At 75.5% G+C, this 24,269-nt stretch carries 21 protein-coding genes; 14 read left to right on the top strand and 7 right to left on the bottom strand.

Annotated features, from left to right (window positions below; all coding sequences use genetic code 11):
- The first annotated feature begins 3 nt into the window (after positions 1 to 3).
- Positions 4 to 600 carry a VTT domain-containing protein gene (locus tag WAA21_RS03175; protein WP_336921303.1) on the top strand — a complete coding sequence of 199 codons (597 nt, stop codon included), beginning with the start codon at positions 4 to 6 and terminating at the stop codon, positions 598 to 600.
- Positions 601 to 668: 68 nt separating this feature from the next.
- Here the strand turns inward: WAA21_RS03175 and def are convergent, their stop codons facing one another.
- Positions 669 to 1,154 (bottom strand): peptide deformylase, encoded by a 486-nt coding sequence (gene def, locus WAA21_RS03170; protein WP_336921302.1) that lies wholly within the window; start codon positions 1,152 to 1,154, stop codon positions 669 to 671.
- Between the two features lie 62 nt (positions 1,155 to 1,216).
- On the opposite strand from def, the gene WAA21_RS03165 reads away from it, so the two are divergent.
- The 3 genes from WAA21_RS03165 to WAA21_RS03155 are packed head-to-tail and all read left to right on the top strand — an operon-like array spanning position 1,217 to position 4,344.
- Entirely contained in the window at positions 1,217 to 2,008 is a 792-nt protein-coding gene (locus WAA21_RS03165) for a phosphatase PAP2 family protein (RefSeq protein ID WP_336921301.1), read from the top strand.
- Between the two features lie 51 nt (positions 2,009 to 2,059).
- Entirely contained in the window at positions 2,060 to 3,040 is a 981-nt protein-coding gene (locus WAA21_RS03160; protein WP_336921300.1) for a prolipoprotein diacylglyceryl transferase, read from the top strand.
- A gap of 5 nt (positions 3,041 to 3,045) precedes the next feature.
- Positions 3,046 to 4,344: a bifunctional alpha/beta hydrolase/OsmC family protein gene (locus WAA21_RS03155; protein WP_336921299.1), complete on the top strand. Its 1,299-nt coding sequence runs from the start codon at positions 3,046 to 3,048 to the stop codon at positions 4,342 to 4,344.
- Between the two features lie 24 nt (positions 4,345 to 4,368).
- Here WAA21_RS03155 and WAA21_RS03150 read toward each other — a convergent pair whose 3' ends face one another.
- The gene (locus WAA21_RS03150) at positions 4,369 to 4,869 is read right to left on the bottom strand and encodes an inorganic diphosphatase (protein WP_336921298.1); all 501 of its coding nucleotides are present in this window, start codon (positions 4,867 to 4,869) and stop codon (positions 4,369 to 4,371) included.
- A gap of 165 nt (positions 4,870 to 5,034) precedes the next feature.
- On the opposite strand from WAA21_RS03150, the gene WAA21_RS03145 reads away from it, so the two are divergent.
- The 6 genes from WAA21_RS03145 to WAA21_RS03120 all read left to right on the top strand — a co-directional run bounded on the left by WAA21_RS03145 (position 5,035) and on the right by WAA21_RS03120 (position 11,779).
- Positions 5,035 to 6,459, top strand: a complete 1,425-nt coding sequence (locus tag WAA21_RS03145) for a D-alanyl-D-alanine carboxypeptidase (RefSeq protein ID WP_336921297.1) — start codon at positions 5,035 to 5,037, stop codon at positions 6,457 to 6,459.
- A 69-nt stretch (positions 6,460 to 6,528) separates the two neighbouring features.
- Positions 6,529 to 7,644, top strand: a complete 1,116-nt coding sequence (locus WAA21_RS03140; protein ID WP_336921296.1) for a zinc-dependent metalloprotease — start codon at positions 6,529 to 6,531, stop codon at positions 7,642 to 7,644.
- Positions 7,620 to 8,684: a tRNA lysidine(34) synthetase TilS gene (tilS, locus tag WAA21_RS03135; protein WP_336921295.1), complete on the top strand. Its 1,065-nt coding sequence runs from the start codon at positions 7,620 to 7,622 to the stop codon at positions 8,682 to 8,684. The genes WAA21_RS03140 and tilS overlap by 25 nt, the downstream gene beginning before the upstream one ends.
- On the top strand, positions 8,671 to 9,222 hold the full coding sequence (hpt, locus tag WAA21_RS03130; RefSeq protein ID WP_336921294.1) for a hypoxanthine phosphoribosyltransferase: 552 nt from the start codon (positions 8,671 to 8,673) through the stop codon (positions 9,220 to 9,222). Before tilS ends, hpt begins: the two co-directional genes overlap by 14 nt.
- A gap of 68 nt (positions 9,223 to 9,290) precedes the next feature.
- Entirely contained in the window at positions 9,291 to 9,968 is a 678-nt protein-coding gene (locus WAA21_RS03125) for a response regulator transcription factor (RefSeq protein ID WP_336921293.1), read from the top strand.
- Positions 9,965 to 11,779, top strand: coding sequence for a PAS domain-containing sensor histidine kinase (locus tag WAA21_RS03120; protein ID WP_336921292.1), 1,815 nt, complete (start codon positions 9,965 to 9,967; stop codon positions 11,777 to 11,779). The genes WAA21_RS03125 and WAA21_RS03120 overlap by 4 nt, the downstream gene beginning before the upstream one ends.
- Here the strand turns inward: WAA21_RS03120 and WAA21_RS03115 are convergent.
- Both WAA21_RS03115 and WAA21_RS03110 read right to left on the bottom strand, forming a co-directional pair.
- Positions 11,689 to 12,135 carry a response regulator gene (locus WAA21_RS03115; RefSeq protein ID WP_336921291.1) on the bottom strand — a complete coding sequence of 149 codons (447 nt, stop codon included), beginning with the start codon at positions 12,133 to 12,135 and terminating at the stop codon, positions 11,689 to 11,691. The two genes, WAA21_RS03120 and WAA21_RS03115, sit on opposite strands and share 91 nt — an antisense overlap.
- A 115-nt stretch (positions 12,136 to 12,250) precedes the next feature.
- Positions 12,251 to 16,423, bottom strand: a complete 4,173-nt coding sequence (locus tag WAA21_RS03110) for an OmpL47-type beta-barrel domain-containing protein (protein ID WP_336921290.1) — start codon at positions 16,421 to 16,423, stop codon at positions 12,251 to 12,253.
- Between the two features lie 364 nt (positions 16,424 to 16,787).
- Between WAA21_RS03110 and ftsH the strand changes: the two genes are divergently transcribed.
- From ftsH to WAA21_RS03090, 4 genes are read left to right on the top strand one after another with little or no spacing between them, the layout of a single operon-like run.
- The gene (gene ftsH, locus WAA21_RS03105; RefSeq protein ID WP_336921289.1) at positions 16,788 to 18,959 is read left to right on the top strand and encodes an ATP-dependent zinc metalloprotease FtsH; all 2,172 of its coding nucleotides are present in this window, start codon (positions 16,788 to 16,790) and stop codon (positions 18,957 to 18,959) included.
- 5 nt (positions 18,960 to 18,964) lie between these two features.
- Positions 18,965 to 19,864, top strand: coding sequence for a dihydropteroate synthase (gene folP, locus WAA21_RS03100; RefSeq protein WP_336921288.1), 900 nt, complete (start codon positions 18,965 to 18,967; stop codon positions 19,862 to 19,864).
- Positions 19,861 to 20,832 carry a 2-amino-4-hydroxy-6-hydroxymethyldihydropteridine diphosphokinase gene (gene folK / locus WAA21_RS03095; protein ID WP_336921287.1) on the top strand — a complete coding sequence of 324 codons (972 nt, stop codon included), beginning with the start codon at positions 19,861 to 19,863 and terminating at the stop codon, positions 20,830 to 20,832. Before folP ends, folK begins: the two co-directional genes overlap by 4 nt.
- Positions 20,833 to 20,842: 10 nt before the next feature.
- The gene (locus tag WAA21_RS03090; RefSeq protein WP_336921286.1) at positions 20,843 to 21,340 is read left to right on the top strand and encodes a DUF3180 domain-containing protein; all 498 of its coding nucleotides are present in this window, start codon (positions 20,843 to 20,845) and stop codon (positions 21,338 to 21,340) included.
- Here WAA21_RS03090 and WAA21_RS03085 read toward each other — a convergent pair.
- The 3 genes from WAA21_RS03085 to WAA21_RS03075 all read right to left on the bottom strand — a co-directional run.
- Positions 21,322 to 22,260 (bottom strand): hypothetical protein, encoded by a 939-nt coding sequence (locus tag WAA21_RS03085; protein ID WP_336921285.1) that lies wholly within the window; start codon positions 22,258 to 22,260, stop codon positions 21,322 to 21,324. The two genes, WAA21_RS03090 and WAA21_RS03085, sit on opposite strands and share 19 nt — an antisense overlap.
- A 25-nt stretch (positions 22,261 to 22,285) precedes the next feature.
- Positions 22,286 to 23,230, bottom strand: coding sequence for a hydroxymethylglutaryl-CoA lyase (locus tag WAA21_RS03080; RefSeq protein WP_336921284.1), 945 nt, complete (start codon positions 23,228 to 23,230; stop codon positions 22,286 to 22,288).
- A gap of 87 nt (positions 23,231 to 23,317) precedes the next feature.
- Positions 23,318 to 24,269, bottom strand: a 952-nt coding sequence (locus WAA21_RS03075) for a sucrase ferredoxin (RefSeq protein ID WP_336921283.1), incomplete at its 5' end; no start/stop codon positions are given.

Below are 24,269 nucleotides of genomic sequence, written 5' to 3'. Positions count from 1 at the left end.
CCGGTGGGCGATGTCGCGGCGCGGGCTCCGGGCCGCTCGCGCCGCCTGCGGGCGTGGGCGCTCGTCGTGCTCGTGGTGGCCCTCAACGTCGGCGCGTACGCGCTGCTCGCCACCGAGACGGTCCGCGGCTGGCTGCGCGCGGTCGAGGAGTACTCCTACGCGGGCTCCTTCGTGCTCTCGCTCGTCACGAACCTCACGGTCGCGGTGCCCGTCCCGTACAACCCCGTCGTGCTGCAGCTCATGACGACCGTGCAGTGGCCGGTGCTCGTCGCCGTGCTCGCAGCCGCAGGCGCGGCCCTCGGGGAGTCGACCGGCTGGTGGGTCGGCAGCCGGGGGCGGGCGGTGCTGCCGCAGCAGGGGCGGGCGGGCCGGGTCGTCCGCCGGCTGCACGCGCTGAGCGAGCGGCGGGTGCCCGCCTTCTTCGCCCTCGCGGGCCTGGCGGCCGTGCCCAACCCGGCCTTCGACGTGGCCGGCCTGGTCGCAGGCACCGCCGGCCTGCCCTACTGGCACTTCCTCACCGCGACGTTCCTCGGCCGCCTCGTCCGCTTCCTGCTGTTCGCGCTCGCCGCGCCGTCGCTGCTCGCGCTCTGGCCCTTCTGAGGCAGACGCGCGTGTCGGCCGTCGACAGGGACGCAGACGCACGTGCGGGCGCCGCGCCTGCGGCCGGCTCAGCCCGTGACGGCGGCCCACGCCCGTCGGCGCAGCGGGCCGGGCAGCCGGTCGAGGTAGACGCGCCCGGCCAGGTGGTCGACCTCGTGCTGCAGGCAGCGCGCGAGCAGCCCCTCGCCCGCCAGGACGACCGGACGGCCGTGCTCGTCCTGGCCCCTCACCGTCGCCCGGGCACGACGCGGGGTCGGCCACGAGTGCCCCGGAACCGACAGGCAGCCCTCCGGCTCGGTCTCGACGAGGTCCCCGACGAGCTCGAGCTCGGGGTTCGCGACGACCGCGCGCACGCCGTCGCAGTCGAGCACGAAGACGGCGAGGTCGTTGCCGACCTGGTTGGCGGCCAGCCCGACGCCGTCGGCGGCGGCCATCGCCTCGAACATGCGCGCGACGAGGGCGCGGAACCGGTCGTCGAACGCCGTGACGGGCGTCGCCCGCGTCCGCAGCACCGGGTCGCCGACGTGGCGTATCGCGGTCGAGGGCGTGGGCACCTGTCCATCCTGGCGTCGGCCGGGACGTTGCGCCCGGCCGCTCACGGGGTACCCCAGACCTCATGACCCAGCGCACCAGGGAGGGAGCGGGCCCGGACGCCCCGGGCCTGCAGCAGCCGCCGACCCCGCAGGAGGTGGCGACCGGGTGGGAACGCGTCGTGGAGGTGCTGCGCTCGCAGTGGCACCTCGTGCTGCTGCTGGTCGTGGCGCTGGGCGTCTTCGGGGCCATGGTGGCGGCGGCCGAGGAGATCTACGAGGCCGTCCAGGACGGTGACGACCTGGCCGCGGTGGACCAGCCGCTGCTCGACACGTTCCTCGCGTGGCGGACCCCGGAGCTCGACCGCGCCGTCACGCTCTACACCGACCTCGGGGGGACGGTGTGGGCGCCGGTGTTCACGCTCCTGCTCGTCGTGGGCCTGGGTGTCCTCTGGCGGTCGTGGACCCCGGTCGTGCTCATGGTGGTCGCCACCGCGGGCTCGCTCACGATGACGTCGGTCGGCAAGGTCGTCGTCGCCCGCGCGCGGCCCGACACCTCCCTCGCCGTGCCGCCCTTCGAGACCTCGGCCGCGTTCCCCAGCGGGCACACCCTCAACGCCACGGTCATCGCCTTCACGATCGCCTACCTCGTGTGGATGCACGTCCGCTCGCGGCTCGTGCGCGTCCTGGTCCTTGTCGGCGCCGTCGTCCACGCGGTGCTCATGGGCATGTCACGCGTGTACCTCGCCCACCACTGGTTCACCGACGTCGTCGTCGCGTGGGTGCTCGGCATCGGCTGGCTCGCGCTCGTGGTCGCCGTCCACCAGCTCGTCCTGGCCCGCACCGGGCGCCGGTCCCGGCGCCCGGGCACCGGCTGACGCCGAGGCCGCTGCCACCGGGCTCCCAGGCGGCGCGGTTACCGTTGCCGCGTGAGCCCTGCCCTCCCGGCCGTCCTGCCGGTCGTGTCCGCCGTGCCCGCGGGCATCCCCTACGAGCCGTTCCCGACGATCGAGCTCGGTCCGGTCACCATCCAGGTGTTCGGCCTGTGCGTGGCGGTCGGGGTGCTGCTGGGCGGCTGGGTGACGGCCCGGCGCAACGCCCGCCTCGGCATCCCCACCGAGCAGACCGAGAAGATCGTCATCGCCCTCGTGCTCGTCGGCGTGGTCGGGGCACGGCTGCTGTGGGTGCTGACGAACCTCGACCAGATCCGGTCCCCGATCGACGTCGTCGCGGTGTGGGACGGCGGGCTGCAGTTCTCCGGCGGGTTCATCGCCGCCCTGCTGCTGTCGCCTTTCCTCGTGCGCAACATGTCGAAGGAGCAGCGCTGGCACCTGCTCGACGGCGCCGCCATCGGCCTGGCCATCGGGATGATCGTCGGTCGGGTCGGCTGCCTGGCGGTGGGGGAGCACCTCGGCGGCACGACGTCGTTCCCGCTCGGCATCACCTACCGCGGGACCCCCGGCGACACCGTCGAGGGCCCGCTCGTGCCCGGCGAGACGTACTGGGCGCTGCCCATCATCGAGATGCTCTACGTGGGCGTCGTGCTGCTCGTCATGCTGCTCGTCGACCGCACCGGCGAGGCCGGGGCGGGCACGCTCGCGGGCGTCTTCAGCGTCGGCTACGCGGTGACGCGCTTCGCGTCGGACTTCCTGCGCACCTACGACGACACGTTCTACGGGCTGACGGGCGCGCAGTACATGTGCCTGCTGCTGTTCCCGGTCGGCATGTGGTTCCTCCGGGCCGCGCGCCACCGGGAGAGCCCCGCGCTGTACCAGGCGCGGCTGCGGGCGGAGGCAGCCACCGAGGAGGCCGAGCGGGTCGCCGTGACCGACGCGCGCGAGTCGTCGTCGGACGAGGTCGCGACCGGCGACGAGCAGCGGAACGAGGTCCCGACCGAGCGGAAGGACTGACCGTCGTGGCGCGCGAGCAGGTCGACGTCCAGGGGGCCCACGGGCAGACCCTGAGCGGGGTGCTGGAGCTGCCGGACGGGCCCGTGCGCTCGTGGGCGGTGTTCGCCCACTGCTTCACGTGCAGCAAGGACAGCCACGCCGCGACGCGCATCTCCCGCGGCCTCGCCGAGCGCGGTACGGGCGTGCTGCGCTACGACTTCACCGGCCTCGGGGAGTCAGACGGCGAGTTCGCCGACGCGACGTTCAGCGGCGACGTCGCCGACCTCGTCGCCGCCGCGACGTGGCTCGGCGAGCGGCGCGGCGAGGTGTCGCTGCTCGTCGGGCACTCCCTGGGCGGGGCCGCGGTCCTCGCGGCCGCCCCGCGCCTGGCCTCCGTCCGCGCGGTCGCCACGATCGCGGCCCCCGCGGACCCCGAGCACGTGACGCGCCTGCTCGCGGCGGACAGCGAGGAGCTGCGGGCCGAGGGAAGCGCGTGCGTCCGGATTGCCGGCCGCGAGTTCCGCGTGCGGCAGGGCCTCGTCGACGACCTGCGCGACCAGCGGCTGCTCGAGGGCGTCGGCGACCTCGACGCGGCCCTGCTCGTCCTGCACTCCCCGCTCGACGAGGAGGTGGGCGTCGACAACGCCGCGCGGATCTTCGCCGCCGCGCGCCACCCGCGCTCCTACGTCTCCCTCGACGACGCCGACCACCTGCTGTCGCGCCGCGAGGACTCGCTGTACGCCGCCGACGTCATCAGCGCGTGGGCCTCGCGCTACGTCCCGGTGACCCCGCCGCAGCGGACCGTGTCGGGCACCTCGACCGCGAGCGCGCCGTCGGAGGGTACGACGGGCAGGCCCGGGGCGGCGCCGGCTGACCCCGCGAAGGCGACTTCGGCCGGCGAGGTCGTCGTCACCGAGACGGGAGAGGGCCCCTTCGCGCAGGAGGTCCGCGCCGGCCGGCACGTGTGGACCCTCGACGAGCCGCCGGACGTGCCGGGCGGCACCGACACCGGGCCGACCCCCTACGACCAGCTGCTCGCGGGCCTCGGCGCCTGCACCGCGATGACGCTGCGCATGTACGCCGACCGCAAGAAGTGGCCGCTGCGCAAGGTGACGGTCCGCCTCACCCAGGAGCACCGGCACGGTGACGACGCCACGGCGTGCGTCGCGGGGCAGGACGGCTGCGCGCGCGAGTTCGACCGCGTCGTCGATGTCGAGGGCGACCTCGACGAGGAGCAGCGCGGGCGCCTGCTGGAGATCGCCGACAAGTGCCCGGTGCACCGCACCCTCGAGCAGGGCGTGACGGTGCGGACGAGCCTCGCCTGAGGGTCGCCCGCCCGTCCGGGTGGGTCAGTGCGAGGTGGAGTACCCCGCCTCGCGCGCCCGGACCACCGAGCGCTGCACCTCGCGCTCGGCCTGCTCGCGGCCCGTCCAGTGCGCGCCCTCGACGCTCTTGCCCGGCTCGAGGTCCTTGTAGGTCTCGAAGAAGTGCTGGATCTCGAGGCGGTGGAAGTCCGCGACGTCGCTCAGCTCGCGGATGTGGGCCATGCGCACGTCGTTGTAGGGCACGCACAGCACCTTGTCGTCGCCGCCGGCCTCGTCGCGCATGCGGAACATGCCGATCGCCCGGCACGCGATGAGGCACCCGGGGAACGTGGGCTCGTCGAGCAGCACCAGCGCGTCCAGCGGGTCGCCGTCCTCACCGAGCGTCCCCTCGATGAAGCCGTAGTCGGCGGGGTAGCGGGTGGCGGTGAACAGCATGCGGTCCAGCCGGATCCGGCCGGAGGCGTGGTCCACCTCGTACTTGTTGCGCTGCCCCTTGGGCACCTCGACGGTGACGTCGAACTCCATGTCCGTGCGGACCCTCTCCTCGTCGTACCCGTCGGTCGCTGCTGCGCGGCCACGGCGGCACCCGCACGCCGGTACGGTGCGGTCGGACCGTCGCCCGGCCGTGGGCGGGCACGGGGCTCACCGTGACCGGGCGGCCCATTGTGGCGCAGCCGCGGAGGGGAGCGCATGGCCGCACGTCGCACAGTGGCGGGACTCACGCTCGCGCCCCTGCTGGCGGTCGTGCTGTGGGCCGGCGGAGCCGACGGCGAGCCGGTCCTCGACGCGCCGGAGGTGACCCTCGACCCGCCCGCGGACGCCGCGCTGGACCCCGCGGCGCCCGAGCCCGTCGACGCCGCGGTGCTCGCCGCCGCCCTCGGGCCGCTGGTCGGCGACCCCGCCCTCGGTCCCTCGCCCGGCGTCAGCGTCCGCGACCTCGCCACGGGGGCCGAGGTCGTGCAGCGCGGCTCGGCCGAGCCCGTCGAGCCGGCGTCGTCGCTCAAGCTCCTGACGGCCGCCGCGGCGCTGGAGGTGCTGGGCGCGGAGCACCGGAGCGTGACGCGCGTCGGCTGGGTGCCGGCCGGGCAGCGCCCGGGCGGACGCCCCGCCGTCGTGCTCGTGGGCGGGGGCGACCTGCTGCTCGCGGCGGGTGAGGGCGACCCCACGGCGGTCGACGGGCGCGTGGGGCTCGCCGACCTCGCACGCTCCGCGGTGCTCGCCCTGGCCGAGGGTGGCGAGGCTGCCAGGCTGCTCGCCCCCGGCACGACCGAGGTCGACGTCGTCGTGGACGACTCCCTGCTCGGGGCGCCGCAGGCGCTGCCGGGCCGCTCCGCCGGGGACGCCTTCTTCGCCTCGCCGCCCGCCTCGCTCGCCGTCGCGGCGGGACGGCGCGGCGCGGGCGAGGGCCGCGACGGCGACCCGGCCGGCACCGCCGGTGACGCCTTCGCGTCGGCGCTGGGCGCCGCGCTCACCGACGTCCTCGGAGCGGGCGCACCGCAGGTGGGGACGGTCGACGTCGTCACGGAGCCCGTCGCGACGCCCGTGGCGCTCGCCGAGGGACGCTCGGCCGACCTCGTCGACGTGCTCGCCCTGCTCCTCGTGACCAGCGACAACACCCTCGCCGACGGCGTCGCCGGGCTCGTGGCCGCCGAGCGGGGGGCGGGGCCGGGCCTCGCGACGGCCGGGGCCGAGGTCGCCGCCGTGGTCGCCGGGCTCGGCGTCGCGCTCGGTCCCACCCGCCTCGTCGACGGCAGCGGGCTGTCCGACGGCAGCGTGACGACCGCCGCCGCGCTCAGCGGCCTGCTCGCGGTGGCCGCCGCCGCCCCCGACGACAGCGACCTCGTGCTGCTGCCGCAGCTGCTGCCGGTCGCCGGGCTCGAGGGCACGCTCGCCGGGCGCTTCGAGCGGGGCACGCTGCAGGCGCCCGGACGCGGGGTCGTGCGCGCGAAGACCGGCACGCTGACCGGCACCACCTCCCTCAGCGGGGTCGTGACGAGCGCCGACGGGCGCGGGCTCGCCTTCGCGGTCCTCACCGACGAGGTGCCCGCCACGGACACGGTCGCGGCGCGGGTGGCCGCCGACCGCATCGCCGCCGCCGTCGCCGCGTGCTGCTGAGCGGCCCGGCGGACGGGCGCTCCCCGGAGCGGTCGTGAGGCCGACGGGGGCAGCGCCTACCCTCGGTGCATGACGGCCACCACGAGCCCGCCGGGCAGCCGGTCGCTGGTCGACTGGGCCGCGGCGGGTGACGCGGCGGCCGCCCTCGCCCCGCCCGGACCGCCGCTGACGCGGGAGGAGATCGCCGACCTCGTCGCCGAGCTGCGCGAGTGCGCGGGTCTCGCCGTCGACCCGGTCGCGGAGACCGCGGAGCTCGAGGCCGGCGCCGACGCGGGCGAGGTCCTCGTCGTGGACCGGGCCGGCTGGGCGCGCGCGAACGCCCGCTCCTTCGGCCACCTCATGGACCCGGTGCTCCGCCGAGCGGTCCAGGAGCAGGAGAGGAAGAAGGGCCGGGGCGTGCCGGACCCGGTGCTGCGCGTGAGCCGGGTGCTCAACGCGGCGGAGACCGGCGGCCTGCTCGCCTTCATGGCCACGAAGGTGCTCGGCCAGTACGACGTCCTCGCCCCGGACGGCGGCCGGCTGCTCCTCGTCGCGCCGAACGTCGCGCACGTCGAGCAGGAGATCGGCGCGGTCCCCTCGGACTTCCGGCTGTGGGTGTGCCTGCACGAGGAGACCCACCGCGTGCAGTTCGGCGCCAACCCGTGGCTCGCGTCGTGGTTCCGGGAGCAGGTCGTCGCGCTGCTCGACGACCTGCTCGCCGACCCCACGTCCAGCGTCGAGCGGCTGCTCGAGGGTCTCGGGCGCCTGCCCGACCTGCTGCGGGCCCCGGCCCCCGGCCCCGGAGCCCCGGCGGGCTCCGCCTCCAGCGGCCTCCTCGACCTCGTGCAGACGCCGGAGCAGAAGGAGCGGCTCGACGCGCTCACGGCCGTCATGAGCCTCCTCGAGGGCCACGCGGACGTCGTCATGGACGAGGTCGGCCCCGCCGTCGTCCCCACCGTCGCGCAGATCCGCTCGCGCTTCGACGCCCGCCGCCGCGGGACCGGCCCGGTGGACCGGGTGGTGCGGCGCCTGCTGGGGCTGGAGGCCAAGGCCGCGCAGTACCGCGACGGGGCCCGCTTCGTCCGCGCCGTCACCGACCGGGTCGGCACCGGCGGCTTCAACGCGGTGTGGGGCGGTCCGGAGGCGCTGCCGAGCGCCGCGGAGCTCCGCGAGCCGTCGGCGTGGGTGGCCCGGGTCCACGGCTGAGCGCCGGCGCCGGACGCGAGGTGGCGCTCGCGGTCCGGTCGGCGCTGCGGGACCTGCCCGCCGGGCCGGTGCTCGTCGGGCTGTCCGGCGGGCCCGACTCGTGCGCGCTGCTCGCCGGGGCGCTCGACGTGGCCAACGGGCTCTCGCGCCGCGTCGGTGCGGTCGTCGTGGACCACGGCTGGCACCCACGTACCGCTGACGTCGCCGCACGCGCGGCCCGCGCCGCCCTGTCGCTGGGGGCCGGTCCCGTGCGCGTCGTGCGGGTCGTGCCGTCCCGGCCCGGCGGCGGTGCCGGTGCAGGCGGGCCGGAGGAGGCGGCACGCACGGCGCGGTATGCGGCGCTGCTGGGCGCTGCGGCCCGCGACGAGGCGGCGGCCGTCCTGCTCGGCCACACCCTCGACGACCAGGCCGAGCAGGTGCTGCTCGGCCTCGCCCGGGGCTCCGGCACCCGCAGCCTCGCGGGCATGCCCGCGGTGCGCGGCCGGGTCGTCCGCCCGCTGCTGGGCGTGCGGCGCGCCACCACCGCGGCCGCGTGCGAGGCGCTGCGGCACGTCCTCGCGCCGCTCGGGCTGCCGTGGACCGACCCGGCGAACACCGACCCCGCCCACCTGCGGGCCGACGTCCGTGCGCGGGCGCTGCCCGTGCTCGAGGACGTGCTCGGGGCCGGTGCGGTGACGGGGCTCGCACGCAGCGCCGACCTCGCCCGCGCCGACGCGGACGCCCTCGACGCGTGGGCGGGGGAGGTGGCCGCCGGGCTGCCCCCGCTCCTCGAGGGCACGCCGGTCGACGGCCTGACCGACCTGCCGCCGGCCGTCCGGCGCCGGGTGCTGCGCCTGCTGGCGGCCGCGGCGGGCGCCGGCGGGCTCACCGCCGCGCACACCGCGGCGCTCGACGCGCTCGTCGCGGCGTGGCGCGGGCAGGGGCAGGTCGCGCTGCCGGGCGGCGTCGGGGTCCGCCGGGTGAGCGGTCACGACGGCTGTGGCAGGCTTCGGGCGACGCCCACCCCGAGTCCCGGAGAGGACCCCCATGGACGCGCGTGACGCCGGTCACGACCTCGACCGCGTGCTCCTCACCGAGGAGCAGGTGCAGACGAGGCTCACCGAGATGGCGGCGGAGATCGACGCCCACTACGCGGGCCAGGAGGTGCTGCTCGTCGGTGTCCTCAAGGGCGCCGTCATGGTGATGGCCGACCTCGCCCGGGCGCTGACGGTGCCGGTGACCATGGACTGGATGGCGGTGTCGAGCTACGGCTCGGGCACCAAGTCGTCCGGGGTGGTGCGGATCCTCAAGGACCTCGACACCGACCTCACCGGCCGGCACGTGCTCATCGTCGAGGACATCATCGACTCCGGGCTCACGCTGTCGTGGCTGAGCGCCAACCTGGGTTCGCGCGGCCCGGCGTCGGTGCGCATCGCGACCCTGCTGCGGAAGCCGACCGCCGCGAAGGTCGACGTCGACGTGTCGTGGGTCGGGTTCGACATCGGCGAGGAGTTCGTCGTGGGCTACGGGCTGGACTACGCCGAGCGCTACCGCAACCTCCGCGACATCGGGGTCCTCGCGGAGCACGTCTACTCCTGACGGGGGGCGCGCGGGCGGGTCCTGCGAACGGGACAGGTGACGGGCCGCCTCGTGCGAGAGTCGGGCACGTGGTGACGCAGCAGCCCCGCGTCCTCGTCGTGGAGGACGACGGGCCGATCCGCGACGCGCTCCAGGTGGCGTTGCGCGCCGAGGGCTACCAGGTGCTCGCCCTCCCCGACGGCACGACGGTCGCCTCGGCCGCAGCCGACTTCCGTCCGGACGTCGCCGTCCTCGACGTGCGGCTCGGCCCGGGGCCCGACGGCTACGCCGTCGCGAGGACGCTGCGGGCGCGCAGCACCCTGCCGATCTGCTTCCTCACGGCGGCCGACGCCGTCGAGGACCGGCTCGCCGGCTTCGAGGCGGGCGCCGACGACTACGTCGTCAAGCCGTTCTCCGTCGCGGAGCTGCTCGCGCGGGTCCGGTCCATGCTGCGCCGGTCGGGGCGGCTGGTGTCGGCCACGTGGCAGGTGGGTGACCTCGTGGTGGACGACAGCGCGCGCACCGTCACGCGCTCCGGGACGGCCCTGGATCTGACGCGGACCGAGTACGACCTGCTCGTCGTGCTCGTCCGGCACGTGGGGACGGTGCTGAGCAAGACCCAGCTGCTCAGCCAGGTGTGGGGCTTCGACGCGTACGACACCAACCTCGTCGAGGTCCACACGAGCGCCCTGCGGCGCAAGCTCGAGGCGGCGGGGCCGCGGATCGTCCACACGGTGCGGGGCGCCGGCTACGTGCTGCGGGCATGACCCGCACCCCACCGCTCGTCCGCACGGTCGTCGTGTGGGGCGTGCTCGTGACGGCCCTCGTCCTCGTCGCGGTGAACGTCGTGGTCCACACGCTGCTCGCCGAGCGGCTCGACGGCACGGTCACCGAGCTGCTCCTCGAGCGCGAGCAGGTGGTCCGCGCGGAGGGGGCGGACGTGACCGCCTCCGGCGGCGGGCCCGCCGAGCTCGCGGCCCGGCTGCAGGGCCGTGGGCTGCGCGCCGTGGTATGCGGCCCGGACGGCACGACCGTCGAGGCGGCACCCGCGTCGCCGGTGGTCCAGGGCGGCCTGCCCTCGACCGGGGGCCAGGCGCAGCGCAGCCGGGTCGTCGAGCTCGACGACGGGACGACGGTCGAGGTCTTCGTCGGGGTCGGCGGGGTGTCCGACGCGCTGCGCCAGCTGCTCGTGCTGCAGGTGATCGTGTCGCTCGTCGGGCTCGCGGTTGCCGCGGCGCTGCTGGCTCTGGCCGCCCGGCGTGCCCTCGGCCCCGTGTCCGAGGTCGCCGCGGCCGCCGCCCGCACGGCAGCCGGGAGCGTGGGGGAGCGGCTGCGCCCGGACCGGCCCGGCACCGAGCTCGGGCGCATGGCGACGTCGTACGACCGCATGCTCGACGCGCTCGAGGCGAGCCTCGACGAGGCGCGGGCCGCGCAGCGCGCCCGCTCGCTCGTTGCCGCGGTGGTCGACGGCTCCACCGACGCCATCCTCGTGCAGGGCCTCGACGGCACGGTCCTCACGTGGAACCCGGCCGCGGTGCTCGTGTACGGGTGGACGGCGGAGGAGGCGGTCGGGCGCCACGTGTCGGAGCTCGTCCCGGCCGACGCGCTCGGCACCCACTCCTCGCTCGTCGCCGAGCTCGTGGCGGCGGGAGCCGGGGTCCGCGGGTACGAGGCCCGGCACACCACGCGCGGCGGCGAGCTGCTGCCGGTGTCCGTCCGGCTGTCCCCGGTCAGCGACGAGGAGGGGACCATCACCGCCATCGCCGTGGGCGCCCGCGACGTCACCGAGCAGCGGTGGCTCGCCGCCACGCTCGACGAGACCCTCGCCCGGCTGCAGGCCGCCGCCGACGAGGCCCGGGCGGCGGAGGAGGCCGCGCGGCGCTTCCTCGCCGACGCCGCCCACCAGCTCCGCACCCCCATGGCGGGCATCCGCGCGAGCGCCGAGGCGCTGCTCCGCGGCGTCGGTGGCGAGGACGCCGACCGGCTCCTCGTCACGCTCGTGCGCGAGACGTCCCGCGCCGCCCGCCTCATCGCCTCGCTGCTGCGGGTCGCCCGCCTGGACCGGGGGGTCGAGCTCGCGTCGGAGGACGTCGACCTCGTCGCGCTGTGCCGCGCCGACGCGGAGCGGCTCGGCCTGCTCGCGCCGGACCTCGACGTCCGCGTCGGGGCCGGCGCGGACGGGGTACGGGCGCTCGCCGACCGGGCCGCGTGCGAGGAGGTGCTGTCCAACCTCGGCGACAACGCCCGGCGGCACGCCCGCACGACCGTCCGCTACGAGGTGTCCGCGCGTGACGGGTGCGTGGTGGTGGCGGTGCGCGACGACGGCCCCGGCGTGGCGCCCGAGCACCGTGACCTCGTCTTCGAGCGGTTCGCGAGCCTCGACGGGCGCGGCGGGTCGGGGCTCGGGCTGCCCATCGCCCGGGGGCTCGCGCGGGCGATGGGCGGCGACCTCGTGTGCGACGGCGGCTTCGTGCTGAGCCTGCCGGCTCAGGGGGCCACCACGCCCGAGAGGCCCGGCCGAGGCGAAGGCAGGTCCTCGACCGTGCCGAGCGACCCCGCGGCGGTGGCCGACGGCTGAGCGGGCAGCAGCCCGCTGAGGAGAGCGACGAGAGCCGGCAGGTCGTCGTCGGCGACGAGGGCGGTCGCGCCCGCCGCCCTGGCCGCGGCGGCGAGGGAGCGGAAGGGCGAGACGAGGACGAGCCGGCAGTGCGGGTGCCTCCGGTGCAGCGCGGACACCGAGGCGAGGTCCTGCAGGCCGGCCATGGGCACGGTGACGACGGCGACGTCCGCGCCGGAGCGCGCGATGACCTCGGACAGCTCCTGCCCGTCCGCGGACTCGCCGGCGTTGTCGAGGCCACAACGGGTGAGGACGGCGGCGAGGACGCGGCGCGTCGCCGCACGGTCGTCGGCGACGACCCCTCGCAGCGTTCCCATCGCCCCAGGGTGGCAGTCCGGGCTTAACGCGGGCTGAAGCCGGCCGTCGGCACCGCCGACGGCGGAGGCCCCGCCCGGCGGTTCGCCGGGCGGGGCCTCGTGGGGGCGGTGCGGACTACTTCTTGGTCATGAAGCTCGCGACCACCGTCGTTGACCCGTCGGCCAGCGACAGAGTGACCTTGTAGCAGCCGCTGCCGGTCGGGGTCTTCCAGTTCTGGACGAACTGCTGGCCCGTCGTGTCGTAGCGGAGCTCGGTGGCGCCGGTCGTGCTGAAGACCTCGATCGCGTCCTCGGTGCCGCCCGTGCAGCTGACCTTGAGCGCGGAGAAGCCCTTGACCGCCGAGGTCGACGTCAGCTGCTGGCCGTCGTCGAAGACCCGGAACTTCAGCGGGACGGTGTTGCCGCCCTTGATGGTGTTCCAGACGCCGCTGCCCATGTCGACGGGGGCGAAGAACCCGGCCGTCGTCCAGTTGCGGACGGTGTAGGTCCGCGTCGCCGTCGTCACGTTGCCAGCCGCGTCCTTGGCCGTCGCGGTGAGCGTGTGCTCCCCGGCGACCGTGGACCAACCGGTGACGACGCACGAGCTCACGCTGGACAGCGCGTCCACGGCCTCGCACGTCGGTGCCGCCGGGACGGTGCTCGTGAGGTACCGGGCGCCCGCCGCGGGACCGCCGACGAAGCTGACCCCGGTCGGACCCGTGAGGTCGATGAGCGCCGACACCGAGCGGGTGCTCGTGTTGCCGGCCTCGTCGGCCACGGTGCGCTGGACCCGGGTGGGCACGACGGTGCCGTTCGCGCCCTTCGTGGACTCCGCCGAGGCGGTGAGCTCGAAGGCGGCATCGCGGTCGTCCTTCAGCCCGGACAGGGCGTCGGAGGCCGTGAACGCCCGCGTCAGCGGCGTGTTCTGCCAGGCGGCGATGGTGACGTCGCTGCCGCTAATGACCGGGTTCGTCCGGTCGATGCGGGCGGACAGGACGCGGCTGCTGGTGTTGCCGGCCTTGTCGGTGACGGTGCGCCGCACCTGGGTGGGCACGACCGTGCCGTTGTTGTCCTTGGTCGACTCGGCGGTCGCGGTGAGCTCGAAGGCGGCGTCGCGCTCATCGGCGAGCCCGGACAGGGCGTCGTCGGCGGTGAAGGCCTGCGAGCGGGCGGTGTTCCGCCAGGTGGTGTCGTCGACGTCGGTCCCGCTGATCACGGGACGGGTGGTGTCGATGAGCACGGAGACGGAGCGGGTGCTCGAGTTGCCGGCCTTGTCGGTGACGGTGCGCCGGACCCGGGTGGGCACGACGTTGCCGTTCGCGTCCTTGGTGGACTCCTCGGTGGCGGTGAGCTCGAAGGCCGCGTCCGCGGGGTCGGCGAGCCCGGACAGGGCGTCGTCGGCGGTGAAGGCCTGCGAGCGGGCGGTGTTCCGCCAGGTGGTGTCGTCGACGTCGGTCCCGCTGATCACGGGACGGGTGGTGTCGATGAGGGCGGAGAGCCGGCGGGTGGTGGTGTTGCCGGCCACGTCGCGCACGGCGCGCTCGACCTGGGTCGGCACCACGGTGCCGTTAGCGTCTCGGGTCGACTCGGAGGAGGCGGTCAGCGTGAACGCCCTGTCCGCGTCGTCGGCGAGGCCGGAGCCCGCGTCGGAGGCCGAGAACGAGGCGCTGCGGGGCGTGTTCCGCCACGTCGTGTCCTCGACGTCGCCCGGGGTGACGGACGGCGCGGTCGTGTCGACGCTCACCGTCACGGTGCCCTTGACGCTCTTGCGGCCCTCCTCGTTGCCCGCGATGTCCACCGTCCAGTACTGGATGGTGTGGACGCCGTCGGCGAGCGACTCGGTGAAGGGCTTCCCGTACGTGCGGACCTCGCCGTCGTCGATGCGGTAGTAGGTCGCCGCGACGCCCGAGCCGTTCTCAGCGACCGAGAAGGCGACGGGGATGCCGCTGGTGGTGAACCAGCCGCCCGTCGGGCTCTGCGGCTGGAGGACGGTGGTGACGGGGTCGGTGGTGTCGATCCGGAAGGCGAGGGGCGTGCCGACCTCCTCCTCGTTGCCCGCGACGTCGGTGCTGGAGAACGTCACGTGGTGGCTGCCGTCACCGGAGACCGTGAAGGACCCCTCGTAGGGCTGCGGCTCACCGCCGTCGACGCGGTAGGTCGTCTTGTCGACGCCGGACAGGTTGTCGCTCGCGGCGAGGGTCACCTCGACCGGAGCGGCGTACCAGCCGTTGACCGGCGAGCCGGCGGCCGAGGCCGTCGTGACGGGCGCGGTGCGGTCGATCTGGATGCCGCTGACCGTCGTAGAGGTCCCGTTGCCCGCGACGTCGGTGCACGACGCGGTCGCGGTGAGGTCGTCACCCTCGCCGGTGACGGTGGTGTCGGCCGGGTCGCCGGTGGGACCGGACAGCGCGTCGGCGCAGGCCCACGTCACGGTGACGTCGCCGCGCGACCAGCGCTCCGGCGCGGTGCCGACGAGCGTCGGAGCGGTGAGGTCGACGTCGATGCCGCCGACCGTCGCGGACCCGGTGTTCCCGGCGGCGTCGGTGGCGGTCCCGGTGGCCGACTGCCCCTCACCCTCGCCGAGCTCGACCGGCTCGTCCCTGCGGACCACGCCGGACAGCGCGTCCTCGGCGGAGAAGGAGACGGTGACGGGCTGGCGGAACCAGTCGGCCTCGTTCGGCTCGCGGTCGAGCGAGGCGGAGACCACCGGCGCGGTGCGGTCGATCCGGACGGACGCGGTCGCCGTCCCGGTGTTCCCCGCGCCGTCGACGGCGGTGCCCGTCACCGGGTGCTCGCCCTCGGCGGTCAGGGTCACCGGGGCGCTGCACGAGGTGAGGCCGGAGCCGCCCTCGTCGGAGCAGGTGAAGGTGACGCTGACGTCGCCGTTCGTCCAGCTCCCGTCCGCGTAGTCGCCGGGGGTGAAGGAGCGGGCGATGCTCGGCGCGGTCCGGTCGATGCGGACCGTGACGCTGCGCTCGGCCTCGGTGTTGCCGGCCTTATCGGTGCTGGCGTAGCGCACGGTGTGCTGGCCCTCGGTGTCGAGGACGACCGACGTGCCGGTGCGGGTCTCGCCGCCGTCCACGGAGTACGTGGTCGTGGCGACGCCGGACAGGGCGTCGCTCGCAGACAGCCCGAGGGTGACGCTGCCGTTCGTCCAGCCGTCGGAGGCGCCGGTGACCGTGGTGGTCGGCGCGGTGCGGTCGATGTCGACGGCGGGGCTGCTCTCTGCGGTGGTGCGGAGGCCCACGCCGTTGGTCGCGGTCGCGGAGCTCGTGAGGCCGCGGCCCTCACCGGTGATGGTGGTGTCGGCGGGCGTGGCGACGACGCCCGACTCCGGGTCCGACGCGGTCCAGCCGACCACGACGTCGCCGCGGTACCAGCCCGCCTCGTTCGGCGCCGCGCGGGGCGTGCCGGTCAGCACCGGTCCGGTGGTGTCGCGCACCGGCGCGGTCGAGGCGAGCGTCGTCGTGTTGCCCGCGGCGTCGGTCGCGGTGCCGGTGACGGTCGTGCCGCCGGGCACGGTCCGCGCGTTCGTCGTCGAGCCGGACGCCAGGCACGAGGTGATGCCGGAGTGCGCGTCCGCGCACGTGAAGGTGATTGTCGTCGTCCCGTCGGCGTTCTCGGTCTGAGCCGCGGAGATCGTCGGGGTGGCCTTGTCGACGCGGACCGTCACGGACCCGCTGCCCGCGTTGCCGAGGCGGTCGGTGGCCGTGGCGGTGACGACGCGGCCGGACGTGCCCGTGTTCTCGGAGACGGTCGTCGTCGACGGCGTCGGCCCGGACGGGGCGCCGGAGCCCAGGTCGACTGCCGACCAGGTCACGGTCGCGTTCTCCTTGACCCAGCCCGCGGCGTTCGGGGCCGGCGAGACGACGCCGGTGACGACGGGACCGGTGTTGTCGACCGTGTAGGCGGCCTGCGTGGAGACCTGCTGCGAGGTGCACTGCCCGTTGTTGTTGAAGGTGTCCCGCGCCGCCACGGTCACGTTCTTCGCGCCCTCGCCCGCCAGCGCGCTCATCGTGAAGGTCCAGCTCGTCCGGGCGTTGTTGGTCGTCTGCGTCCCGGCGTGCGGGTTCGACACCTCGACGCACCTCGCACCGTCGCCGGTGGCGACCGTGAGCGTGAGCGGGCTGCCCGTCCGGGCGTAGAGGGTGCCGTCGTACACGACGGTTCCGGCGCTGCCGCTGAATGTCGCGCCGGTGATGGTGGCCGCGCTCGCGGCCGGCATGACGGTGAGCGCCGAGCCGACGACGGCGAGGCTCAGGGCTGCGGCCAGCGGTCGCCATCGGCCGCGGGAGAGAGCGTGACGCACGGGCGTCTCCTTCACATGGGGGTCCTGTCACGCCGACCCTGTGAGCCGAGCCTGAAGGTCGGTTGAAGGCGGGTGGAAGTTCCCCTGAAGACCCACGAGGTCGGTACGAGCAGCGGATACCGGACTCATCCGTCCGGACGATGCCGGGTGCCGCCCTTCGCCCCCGGCGAACACCGCACCCGGCCGGAACGCCTGCGCCGTACCCCCCGTTGGAGCAGGTGGCGGGCACGAGGCCCCGCCGTCACGACCGGGTGCGTCCGCACGGCCCGCTGTACCCTCGACGAGGGACGCCGCGGGCAGGACGTGCCGGCCGTTCGGACACGGAGAGCAGGGAGGACGGGGCTCGCACCCCGTTGGTGACCACATGAAGATGCGCGGGTTCCTCCGCAGCGGGGCGATCTGGATCGTCCTCGCCATCGTGATCGTGCTCCTCGGCGCGCGGCTCATCACCAGCGACCGCGTCACGCAGGTCGACACGAGCGAGGCGCTGCAGCTGATCCGCGACGAGCGGGTCGCCTCCGCCCTCGTCGTCGACCAGGAGCAGCGGCTCGACCTCACCCTCGTCGAGGGCGAGGAGGTGGACGGCGCGACCACGGTCCGCGCGAACTACATCGCCCCGCGCGGCGAGGAGATCCTCGACCTTCTCGACCGGTTCCCGCCGCCGGAGGGCGTCGACGAGGAGAACCCGCAGAGCTCCGTCCTCACGGGGCTGCTGTTCACGATCCTCCCGCTCGTGCTCATCCTCGGACTGTTCTGGTTCGTGCTCACGCGCATGAGCGGCGGCGGCAACCGCGTCATGCAGTTCGGCAAGTCCAAGGCGAAGCTCGTCAACAAGGACATGCCGAAGGTCACCTTCGCCGACGTCGCCGGCGCCCAGGAGGCCGTCGAGGAGCTGACGGAGATCAAGGAGTTCCTCTCCGACTCCCAGAAGTTCCTGTCCGTCGGCGCCAAGATCCCCAAGGGCGTGCTGCTGTACGGCCCGCCCGGCACCGGCAAGACGCTGCTCGCCCGCGCGACGGCGGGTGAGGCGGGCGTGCCGTTCTACTCCATCTCCGGCTCGGACTTCGTCGAGATGTTCGTCGGCGTCGGCGCGAGCCGCGTCCGCGACCTGTTCGAGCAGGCCAAGCAGAACGCTCCTGCGATCATCTTCGTCGACGAGATCGACGCCGTCGGTCGCCACCGCGGTGCCGGCATGGGCGGCGGCCACGACGAGCGCGAGCAGACCCTCAACCAGCTCCTGGTCGAGATGGACGGCTTCGACGTCAAGACGAACGTCATCCTCATCGCCGCCACGAACCGCCCGGACATCCTCGACCCGGCACTGCTGCGTCCTGGCCGCTTCGACCGGCAGATCACCGTCGAGGCCCCCGACATGCAGGGCCGGCTCAAGATCCTCCAGGTGCACGGCAAGGGGAAGCCGCTCGCCGAGGGCGTCGACCTGGAGTCGATCGCCCGCCGCACGCCCGGCTTCACCGGCGCCGACCTCGCCAACGTCCTCAACGAGGCCGCGCTGCTCACCGCCCGCAGCGAGAAGCAGCAGATCGACGACACGACGCTCGACGAGGCGATCGACCGCGTCATGGCCGGGCCGCAGAAGCGCACGCGGATGATGAACGACAAGGAGCGGCTCATCACCGCCTACCACGAGGGCGGCCACGCCCTGGTGGCGGCGTCCCTGCCCAACACCGACCCCGTCGCCAAGATCACGATCCTGCCTCGCGGCCGCGCCCTCGGGTACACGATGGTCCTGCCGACCGAGGACAAGTACTCGACGACCCGCAACGAGATGCTCGACCAGCTCGCGTACGCCCTCGGTGGTCGCGTGGCCGAGGAGCTCGTCTTCCACGACCCGACCTCCGGGGCGGCCAACGACATCGAGAAGGCGACCGCCCTCGCGCGCAAGATGGTCACGCAGTTCGGCATGAGCGAGGCGATCGGCGCCATCAAGCTGGGCTCCGGCTCGGGCGAGGTGTTCCTCGGCCGCGACATGGGCCACGAGCGCGACTACTCCGAGTCCGTCGCCGCGACGGTCGACCGCGAGGTACGACGCCTCATCGAGGCCGCGCACGACGAGGCGTGGGAGGTGCTCGTCGAGCACCGTGCGGTCCTCGACCGGCTCGTCACCGAGCTGCTGGAGAAGGAGACGCTCAACGCCGAGCAGATCGCGGCCGTCTTCCACGACGTCGTCAAGCGACCCTCGCGCCCGGTCTGGCTGTCGAGCGACCGGCGGGCCGTGTCCGACCAGCCGCCGGTCGCAGTGCCCCCGCGCACGGTGGTGAACGGCAGCCTCAACGGCTCCCACGCGGGCGCGAACGGCTCGTCGAACGGCGGCTCGAACGGCGGCAGCAACGGCGGTCCGCACCCGGCGGACGGCGGTTCCGCCGGCGGCGCGACCGACGGCGCCGGTACCGGCTCCCAGGGCGTCGGCACGCCCGGCGGCAGCCCGGCCGGCGGCGCAGGTGCCCCCGGGGCGCAGCCCCCGTCGTGGTCGCCGCCCGGGTCGTCGCCCGGCGACGCGCCCGGGCCGCGTCCCTGACCGTGGTGCACGCGGGTCCGGCGGGGCTTCCCGCCGCGGCCCGGGCGCGCCTCACGGACCTCGGGCGCCCGGCGGTCCTCGCCGTCCTCAACGTCACCCCCGACTCCTTCAGCGACGGCGGCCTGTGGGCCGGCGAGGACGAGGCCGTCACGCACGGCCTGTCTCTGGTCGCGGCGGGCGCCGACGCCGTCGACGTGGGCGGGGAGTCGACGAGGCCCGGTGCCGACCGCGTGCCCGAGCACGAGGAGCTCCGGCGGACCGTGCCCGTGGTGCGGAGGCTGGCGGCGGCAGGGGTCCCGGTCAGCGTCGACACCATGCGGTCGGGAGTGGCCGCGGCGGCGCTGGACGCCGGCGCGGTGCTGGTGAACGACGTGAGCGGCGGCGCCGCCGACCCCGACATGGCGCGCGTCGTCGCCGAGGCCGGCTGCCCGTTCGTCGTCATGCACTGGCGGGGGCACTCCCGCGCGATGGCGGAGCACGCCCGCTACGCGGACCCGGTCGCCGAGGTCGTCGCCGAGCTGCGCTCCCGCATCGAGGACCTCGTCGCGGCAGGGGTCCGCCACGACCGGCTCGTCGTGGACCCGGGCATCGGCTTCGCCAAGGACGCCGGGCACAACTGGGCGCTGCTCGGGGCGCTCGACGACCTCGACCGCCTCGGCCTGCCCGTGCTCGTCGGCGTCAGCCGCAAGCGGTTCCTCGGTGCCCTGCTCGCCGCGCCGGACGGCAGCCCGCGCCCGGTCGAGCAGCGCGACGACGCGTCGCACGCCGCCGCGGCGCTGCTCGCCGCGCACGGGGTGTGGGGCGTCCGCTCGCACACCGCCCGGGCCACGGCCGACGCGGTGAGGGTGGGCGCGGCCTGGCGCCGTGCGCGGGAAGGTCAGGACGGACAGGATCGGTCGCCGTGAGCGAGTACCTCGACGACGCGACCGGCGCGCTGGACCGCGTGAGCGTCACCGGCATCCGGGCCCGTGGGTTCCACGGCGTGCTGCCGGAGGAGAAGCGGGACGGCCAGGACTTCTCGTGCGACGTCCACCTGCACCTGGCGCGCTCGCGGGCCGGGCGCAGCGACGACCTCGCCGACGCCGTCGACTACTCCGTCGTGGCCCGGAAGGCGTACGACGTGCTCGCCGGGCCGTCGCTCGACCTGGTGGAGGCCGTCGCCGAACGGATCGCCGCCGCCGTGCTCGCCGACGAGCGGGTCGAGGCCGTGACGGTCGTCGTGCACAAGCCGCAGGCGCCGGTCGGCGTCCCCTTCGACGACGTGACGGTCCGCGTCGTGCGTACCCGGGACGACGCGGTCGCCGACGCCGTGCCCGACGCCCCGCTGCTCGGCGTGCTCGCGCTCGGGGCGAACCTCGGCGACCCGTACGCCACGCTGCACCAGGCGGTGCTCGACCTCGCCGCGGTCGACGGCCTTGAGGTGCTCGAGGCGTCCCCGGTCGTCGACACCGCCCCGGTCGGCGGACCCGAGCAGGGCCGCTACCTCAACGCGGTGCTGCTGGTCCGGACCACGCTGTCGCCGCGGGCGCTGCTGCACGCGTGCCAGGACGTCGAGAAGGCTCACGGCCGCACGCGTCGGATCCGGTGGGGTGCCCGGACCCTCGACGTCGACGTGGTCGCGCTGCGCGAGGCGGACGGCACGCCCGTCGTCGTCGCGGCTCCCGACCTCGACGTGCCGCACCCGCGGGCGGGTGACCGGGCCTTCGTGCTGGCGCCGTGGGCCGCGGTCGCCCCGGACGACCGGCTGTGGTGGTGGGGGGAGGAGCGGGCGGTGCGCGAGCTGCTCGACGACCTCGCCGAGGACGGGGACGAGGACGCCGTCGTCGTCCGCGAGGACCTCGCCCTCCCGTTCCGGCTGCCGACGAACGGGTGAGGCGGTCGGTGTGAGGCTCGCTCCCACGCGCGCGACGCCGCTGTTCCTGCTGGCGGCGGTCGCCTTCGCGCTCACCGTCGCCGTGCTCCAGGTGCGCAGCGCCGGCGGCGGCGCGGTGGCGACGCCGCCCGCGGTGTCGGCGGTCGTCCTCGCGGCCCTCGCCGCCGCCGTGCTCGTCGTGGCATGGCCTGTGCGCCGCTGGAACGCCGGCGAGCGGGACCGCGCGCTGGACCCGCTGCGGGCGGCGCGGACCGTGGCGCTCGCCAAGTCCGCTGCGCTCGCGGGGTCCGTCATGACGGGCGCCTGGACGGGCTTCGCCGTCGTCGCCGTGCCGCTCGTCACCATCCCGACGCAGCCGGAGCGGGTCGCCACCACGGCCGCGGTGCTGCTCGCCTCGCTCGCGCTGCTCGTCGCCGGTCTCGTCGCCGAGCGCTGGTGCATGATCCCGCCCGAGGACGACGACGAGGACCGGCACGGTCACGGGGGCGGTCAGGCAAGCCCCGCCTGATCGCCTGCGCCGGTGTCCTGGTCCGTCGGCGCGTCCTCGGGATCGTCCGGCCACAGCTGCGGCACCTCGTCCCCGGCCAGCTCGAACAGCAGCGGGTGCATCGCCTCGATCATGGGTTTGAGCCGAGGACCCAGGGTGTCCTCCAGCACCAGGTCACCGTCGTCGGAGCCGAGGCCGCCGTGCGGCCGCTCCTCGAGGGTGCGCACCGTGGCGACGGTGACGACGCGGCCGCGGCGCATGACGAAGTGGAGGTCCGAGCTCGCCCCCGGACCCGGCACGATGCCCGCGAAGGCGTCGATGTCGTCCGGCGCCTCGTCGTCCCACCCGAGGCTGATGTCCCACTCCGACTTCTGCCGGATGTAGGCGACCCGGTCCTCGTCCCAGAGCGCCTCGGGCGGCGCCGCGACGCAGCTGCGCAGACCGGACAGCAGCCATGCGTACTCGCTCGCCCCGCCGCCCACCGTGTCGAGCAGGGCGACCTGCCGCACGTGCGTGTGGCCGTCGGCGCGCCACGTGGACGTGAGCACGTGCTCACGCCGCTGCAGCCGGACGGGTCGCTCGCACGGGTCGAGGGCGTAGGGCGTGCTCGTCGACAGGGTGCGGGTCGCGTCGGTGGGCTCGTCCTCCGGGTGCGCCTCCGCGAGCGGTGACGTCGCCGGCTCCTCCTCGCCGGTCGCGGCGGTGGCGCCCTCGGCGGGCGGCGTGCCGCCCGCCGAGGGGCCGACCGCCGACACGGTGACGCCCGTGCGGCCGGCACCCGTGCCGCCGGAGGTCGCGACGGCGCCGGGTGCCTCGCCACCGCAGCCGGCCAGCAGGAGAACGAGCAGCACCCCCACCGCCGCACGTACCCCGCCGACCGTCCGTCCTGTTCCTGCCGTGCACCCGTCCATCGCCACGGACAGGTACGGCGTCTCCGGCACGTGTGACCGGACGAGGGCGGATCTCTCAGCCGGGCCAGTTCCCGGCCCGGCCGAGCAGCCCGGGCGCCTCACCGGCGCCCAGGGCCTGCGTGACGAAGTCGCGGGGGTCGGCGAGGTCGTCGACCCGCAGGCCGACGTCGTGCCCCGAGCGGCCGAGGGCGTACACGAGGTCCTCCGTCGCGATGTTGCCCGTCGCGTTCGGGGCGAACGGGCAGCCGCCGTACCCGCCGATGCTCGCGTCGAGGGCGAGCACGCCCTCCTCCGCAGCAGCGAGGGCGTTGGCGTAGCCGGTGTTGCGCGTGTTGTGGAAGTGCGCACGCAGCGGCACGTCGGACTCCGCACCCACGGCCCGCACGAGCCGTCGGACGTCGCCCGGGACGCCCACGCCGATGGTGTCGGCGAGCGCCACCTCGACCGGCCGGGCCGGCAGCACCGCCCGCACGACCCGCATCACCTGCTCGGTGCTCACCTCGCCCTCGAACGGGCAGCCGAACGACGCCGACACCGTCACCGACGCGGGCACCCCCGCCGTCCGCGACGCCTCGAGCATGCGGACGGTCGCCGCGAGCACGTCGTCCACCCCCGCGCCCTGGTTCCGGCGGGAGAAGGTCTCGGTCGTGATCGCGACGAGGTTGACCTCGTCGACCCCCGCCGCGAGCGCGCGCTCGAGCCCGCGCTCGTTGAGCACGAGCCCGATGTGGGCGACGGGGGAGCCGTCGGGCGCGGTGCGCGGCACCGCGGCCATGACCTCCTCCGCGCCCGCCATCTGCGGCACGCGGGCGGGGTTGACGAAGCTCACCGTCTCCAACCGGCGGACGCCGGCCGCCACGAGCCGGCGCACGAGCTCGACGCGCGTGGCGACGTCGAGCACCCGGCGCTCGTTCTGCAGGCCGTCGCGCGGACCCACCTCGACGACGTGCACGCCGGCGGGACGGGGGACGACGGCCGTGTCGACAGCCCTGTCGCTCATGCGGACCAGCCTGCCCCACCCGGTGCCCGCGCTCCCGCCGACCCCCGCGCCGCCGCCGGGCCCCGCCGAGGGGACGGTCGGGGCACCTCAGGGGCCATCGGCGTGCGCCGGGAGCGACCCCTCGGCGGGTCGTGCGGGGCGGACGTCGACCAGCTGCCAGGCCTGGGGCGGGCTCGCGCGCCGCGCGGCGCACGTGAGCAGGGCGGGCGGGCCCGCGGCGACGCGCCGCACGGTGACCGCGAGGGCCTCCTGCGCGTCGTCGCGCGCGAGCACGACCCGGACGGCGCCGTCGGCCGTCGGCTCCGTGGCGACGGGCCGGAGCGCGCCGAGCCTGGTCCGGCCGTCGCCGTCGAGCCCGAGGCGGGCGTGGTGCTCGGCGGCCTGCTCGGCGGGGCCGCCGGTGCTGCGCCCGCGCAGCAGGTCGGGCACGAGCCTGCTCGCCTCCGTCGCGTCGACGAGCTCGGTGGCGAGCGCGGGCGTCACCCCGCCGTAGTACAGCCCGTGCGGCAGCACGACGACGTTCGCGGCGAATCGGCACCCGCCGACGTGCGAGCACTCCCACACCCGACCGGGTGCGAGGGGCTCGAGCGCGGCCGCGACGTCGCGGCCGCGGACCGCGCAGCACGTGTCGTGCCGACCGTGCGTGCACACCAGGTACACGGGCCGGACAGCCTCACCGGGCACCGGCGTGACGGGTGAGGTCAGGTCGACGTCGAGCAGCTCGACGTCGTGCTCGAAGCGGCCCCAGCGTGCGGCCTCGTGCCCCGGGCGGGAGTCGACGAGCGCCCAGTGCCGCCGTCCCTGCGGGTGGTGGCCCACCCGGCCGTGCCGGCGCACCACCTGCACGCGCAGGCCCGCAGCGGCCCCGCGCCGGGCGAGCTCGGCGCCCACGCGTGCGTCGAGGCGCGACTGCGTGAGCGCGTCGCGGCCCCACGGGCCCGGCTGCTCCACGAGCAGCCACCGCGCCGCCGGGGCCGCGGTGCCGGTGCGCGGGTCGCACCGCTCCTCGGCGGCGTCGGCGCAGCAAGTGGGAGGCCAA

Source organism: Aquipuribacter sp. SD81 (assembly GCF_037153975.1).
GTDB lineage: Bacteria > Actinomycetota > Actinomycetes > Actinomycetales > JBBAYJ01 > Aquipuribacter.
The sequence above is the reverse complement of the archived record's forward strand: the minus strand, read 5'-3'. Positions and strand labels throughout refer to the sequence as shown.